This is a genomic window from Nocardia sp. NPDC003345 (assembly GCF_053589395.1).
Map to the genome: position 1 here is coordinate 1 of NZ_JBSFRU010000425.1, position 4,573 is coordinate 4,573.

Annotated in this window: 4 protein-coding genes; 1 reads left to right on the top strand and 3 read right to left on the bottom strand. The window is 69.4% G+C overall.

The window, feature by feature from the left end:
- Positions 1 to 32: 32 nt before the first annotated feature.
- The 3 genes from ACWDU1_RS29815 to ACWDU1_RS29825 form a co-directional block, all read right to left on the bottom strand.
- A complete protein-coding gene (locus ACWDU1_RS29815) occupies positions 33 to 689 on the bottom strand; it encodes an isochorismatase family protein (protein WP_450003564.1) in 657 nt (218 codons plus the stop codon).
- A gap of 81 nt (positions 690 to 770) precedes the next feature.
- Positions 771 to 1,919, bottom strand: coding sequence for an isochorismate synthase (locus tag ACWDU1_RS29820; RefSeq protein ID WP_450003565.1), 1,149 nt, complete (start codon positions 1,917 to 1,919; stop codon positions 771 to 773).
- 9 nt (positions 1,920 to 1,928) lie between these two features.
- Positions 1,929 to 2,735 (bottom strand): SDR family oxidoreductase, encoded by an 807-nt coding sequence (locus ACWDU1_RS29825; protein ID WP_450003566.1) that lies wholly within the window; start codon positions 2,733 to 2,735, stop codon positions 1,929 to 1,931.
- 86 nt (positions 2,736 to 2,821) lie between these two features.
- Between ACWDU1_RS29825 and ACWDU1_RS29830 the strand changes: the two genes are divergently transcribed.
- Entirely contained in the window at positions 2,822 to 4,474 is a 1,653-nt protein-coding gene (locus ACWDU1_RS29830; RefSeq protein WP_450003567.1) for a (2,3-dihydroxybenzoyl)adenylate synthase, read from the top strand.
- Positions 4,475 to 4,573: the final 99 nt, after the last annotated feature.

Below are 4,573 nucleotides of genomic sequence, written 5' to 3' on the forward strand. Positions count from 1 at the left end.
GCCCGGGAGGCCCGGGCGCACCGGCGCCGTGTTCAGGCCCCCGAGCGCACCGGGGTGGACTGCAACTGCTCGAGCATCTGCTCGGTGCTCAGCACCATCCCGCAGCGGCGGGCGGTGTACTTGAGCGCGATCGAATGCTCTTCACGGCTGAAATCGGCGACGGCGTCGTGCGCCAGGAACGCGTGGATATCGTTCATGAACGCCTCCGCGGCACTGAGCATGCAGCCCATATGCGCGTAGACACCGGTGACCACCAGCTGGTCACGGTTACGGTAGCCCAGCAGCTGACGCAGATCCGTGCGCTGGAACGCCGAATACCGCCATTTGGTGACCTGGATGTCCTGCTCGTCGGGCTTCAGTTCGGCGATCACCTCGGTATCGGGCCCGTCCGACATCCCGGTACCCCAGAAATCGGCGAGCAGCCCGCGCCGGTCGGGATGCTGGTCTCCCGGCTGCATGCTGTAGATCACCGGAATGCCCAGATCGTGGCACAGGGTGCGGAGCCGGTCGATATTGGCGATCATCGTCCGCGCCGGTTCCTGGTCCAGCTGGTAGGCGGTGAGGAAGTAGTTCTGCATATCGTGGATGAGCAGAGCGCATCTGTCGGGGTCCAGTCTCCAGGACACCCGGTTGGTGATCTCCTCGTCCAGCGACGGCATCGCGTACGGTGCGATCGGCTGCATAGGCATGGCCAGGACTCCTCATCTGTTGTGGCCCACCGGCTTTCTCCGGCAGCGGTGGGCCCGGGCGCAGTAGCGGTTGTTTCGAGGTCAGGGCACGGTCGCGGGCCTTCCGGACACACCGAGCGGTCCGAGGACGCGCTGGAGTTTGCCGGTGGTCTCGGCCAACTCGTCGCCGGGATCGGATTCGGCGACGATGCCGCCGCCCGCGTACGCCAGTAGCGTCTTGTTGTCGGCGGCCAGTTCGGCGCAGCGGATGCTGACCATCCACTCACCGTTGCCCTCGGCATCGCACCAGCCGACCGCGCCGGCGTAGAAGCCGCGTTCGCCCTCCAGTTCGGAGATGAGCCGGGCGGCGGCGGCCGTGGGGGTACCGCAGATGGCCGGGGTGGGGTGCAGGGCCGCGGCCAGTTCCAGCGCCGAGGGGCCCGACGCCGAGACCGTCGCGCCGATCGTGGTGCCGAGATGCCACATGGCCGGGGTCTCGGTGAGATCCGGGGCGGCCGGGGTGTGTACATCGGTGCACCGGTCGCGCAGCACACTCGCCACATGATCGACCACGAAACCGTGTTCGTGCTGATCCTTGGCCGAACCCAGCAGGGTCTCGGCAGCGATCCGGTCGGCGACCGGATCCTCGGGGATACGCCGTGCCGAACCGGCGAGCGGATGGCTGGTGACCTCGGACCCGAGGCGGCGCACCAGGATCTCCGGGCTCGAGCCCACCAGGTGCCGCCCGGTGTAGACGCCGCCCGCGGCGGACAGATCCACCAGATAGCCGTTGCCCATCGGATCGGTGGACACCAGCAGGTCCAGCAGGTCGGCGGCGCGGACGGCCCGATCGGCCCGGGCCCGCAACCGGCGGGCCAGCACCACCTTGCGCAGCGGGTGGTCCGGATCGGCGAGCAGGCGGACCGCGGCCGCGACCCGGCGGACGTGCTCTTCGGGTTCGGGCAGCTGCTCGGTCACCGCGATCTCGGGCGCGGTCACCGGACGCGGGGTGCGGGGACCGTCGGTCACCGAGACGGTGTCCGGCGCCCACAGCGCCGCGGGAGCGCCCGGGGTGAACGGTAGCGCGCCGACGATATGGGTGACCCGCCGCGCGCGCAGCTGGGCGACGGCTTCGGCGGCGCTGTGGAAGACACGGCCCCCGGCGGACGCGGTCACGGTGCGTTGCGGCCGGGACAGGACAAAGGCGGGATCCGCGGTGTCCGCGGAATACTCGGCGTTGATGATGATCATCCTCTCGTGTCACATATCCAGCGTTGCGCCGCCATCGACCCGCAGATCGTGCATGGTGATGTGGCGCGCGGCGTCGGAAACCAGGAAGCGGACGGTGGCCGCGATATCGGCCGGTTCGGCGATCCGCCGCAGTGGGATGCCCAGCCGGTAGTTCCCGGGGTCGCCGTCGAGCAGGCTGGTCCGGGCGTCCGCGCCCAGTCCGTGTTCGCCGGAGTCCGCGTACATTCCGCGCAGCATGGGGGTATCGGTGGAGCCCGGGGAGACCACGTTCACCCGGACACCGTGTGGGGCCACCTGGAGTGCCAGCGACCGGGCGTAGGCGGTGGCGGCCGCCTTCGCGGCGCCGTAGGGCGCGAGGTTCACCCGCGGCACGGTGGCGGAGTTCGAGGAGACCACGACGATCGAACCGCCGCCCGCGGCGACCATCTCACGGGCCGCCCGCTGCGCGACGTACACCGCGGCACTCGCGTTCACGGCGAGGCATCGCACCCATTCGTCGGCCGGGGTGTCCAGCGCGGAACCGCCGATCATCGCGCCCGCGGCGTGGACCACCACGCGCGGCGCGCCGAATTCGGCGAGGTACTTGTCGAAGGCCCGCTCGACGGCTGCCGCGTCGGTGAGATCGATTTCGGTGGCCCGGGTCCGGGTGTTGTCGAACTGCCGGCCGATCCGGTCGGCGGTGTCGTGCACCCGGGCGTCCAGGTCCCACAGCGAGACGAGTGCGGAGTCCGCCGCGAGGTCGGTGGCGATTGCCGCGCCGATCCCCCCGGCGGCCCCGGTGACGATGACCCCTTCGCCCCATTGCTTCGTGACCATTAGGTTAGCCTAACCTACAGTTACATCGTAAAGCCAGCGTTACGGTGTGATATCGAACAAGATCGCCGATCGGAAAGAGGTGCCCCATGCCAACGCCCGCGCTTCCCGGTTTCACACCGTGGCCGCAGGACCAGGCCGACCGGTTCCGACACGAAAGATGTTGGACGGGTGAAACATTCGGCGGCCTCCTGACCGGCAGAGCGGAAAGCACCCCCGACGCGATCGCCGTCGTCGACGCGTTCCATCGCTGGACCTACGCCGAACTCGACCGCCGCGCGCGCTCGCTGGCGACGGGGTTCCGCCGGCTGGGCATCGAACCCCGCGACCGTGTCCTGGTGCAGCTGCCCAACCGCGCCGAATTCGTGGAGGTAATCTTCGCGCTGTTCCATCTCGGCGCGCTCCCGGTATTCTGCCTGCCCGCGCACCGGGAGGCCGAACTGATCCCGATCGGCACCGCGAGCGGCGCGGTCGCGATGATCACCTGTGACCGTCACCAGCTCTTCGACTACGCGGCCCTGGCGAACAAGGTCCGCAGCGAGGTCGCCGGGCTGCGGCACATCCTGCTGCTCACCGACAACCCGGACCACGAATTCGCCGACGGCGCGGCCGATCTCGCCGATTTCCGGGACGAACCCGGCGACCTGCCGGAGGTGGACGCCGCCGAGGTGGCCTTCCTGCAACTGTCCGGTGGTAGCACCGGGATTCCCAAGCTCATCCCGCGCACCCATGACGACTACCTCTACAGCGTCCGCCGCAGCGCCGAGATCACCGAGCTCGGCCCGGACAGCGTCTATCTCGCGACCCTGCCGGTGGCCCACAACTTCCCGATGAGCTCGCCGGGCATCCTCGGCGCGCTGTACGCGGGCGGAACCGTGGCCATGACACCGGATCCCACCCCCTCGACCGCTTTCGCGGCCGTGGAGCGTTTCGGAGTCACCATCACCGGGCTCGTCCCGCCGCTGGCGCGGCTGTGGGTCGAGCGGGCCGAGAAGGGCGGCGAACTGCCCGATCTGTCCACCCTGCGGGTGCTCCAGGTCGGCGGGGCGCGCTGCCCGGACGAACTGGCCAAGCGGGTGGGTCCCGCGCTGGGCGCCACGTTGCAGCAGGTGTTCGGAATGGCCGAGGGGCTGGTCTGCTACACCCGCCTCGACGATCCGCTCGACGTGGTGGTGGGCACCCAGGGCCGGCCGATGTCGGAGTACGACCGCATCCGGATCGTCGACGACGCGGATGCCGACGTGGCCCCGGGCACGGACGGAAACCTGATGACCCAGGGCCCGTACACGATCCGCGGCTACTACGACAACCCCGAGGCCAACGCCCGCAGCTTCACCGCGGACGGCTGGTACCGCACCGGCGATATCGTCGCGCTGCGCCCCGACGGCAACCTCGTGGTGAAGGGCCGCGCCGGTGACTGGGTCAACCGGGGCGGGGAGAAGGTATCGGCCGAAGAGCTCGAAGAACATCTGCTCGAACATCCCGGCATCCGCGACGCCGTCATCGTCGGCACGCCCGACCCGGTTCTCGGACAGCGCATCTGCGCGTTCGTGCAGCCCGCCGACCCGGAGACCCCGCCGACGCTGACCACGGTCCGCGCGTTCGTGCGCGGGCGCGGTATCGCCGCCTGGAAGATGCCGGACGCGGTGGTCACCGTCGCCGAATTCCCGGAGACCGGGGTCGGCAAGACCAGCCGCCGTGATCTGCGGCGCCTGCTCGCCGAGAGCCACGGCGAGCAGTGACCCCCCGGGAGATCGGAAGAGCGTGGTGGAAGGAAAGAGTTGTTTCTAAGTAGTGTAGAAAAATGTGGTAGGCGCAAGATTTAAAAATAGTGGTTGGGG

Excerpts from the sequence above, each read along its gene's own strand:
- ACWDU1_RS29825 (WP_450003566.1), bottom strand. The coding sequence starts at position 2,735 with ATGGTCACGAAGCAATGGGGCGAAGGGGTCATCGTCACCGGGGCCGCC.
- ACWDU1_RS29830 (WP_450003567.1), top strand. The coding sequence starts at position 2,822 with ATGCCAACGCCCGCGCTTCCCGGTTTCACACCGTGGCCGCAGGACCAG.
- ACWDU1_RS29820 (WP_450003565.1), bottom strand. The coding sequence starts at position 1,919 with ATGATCATCATCAACGCCGAGTATTCCGCGGACACCGCGGATCCCGCC.
- ACWDU1_RS29815 (WP_450003564.1), bottom strand. The coding sequence starts at position 689 with ATGCCTATGCAGCCGATCGCACCGTACGCGATGCCGTCGCTGGACGAG.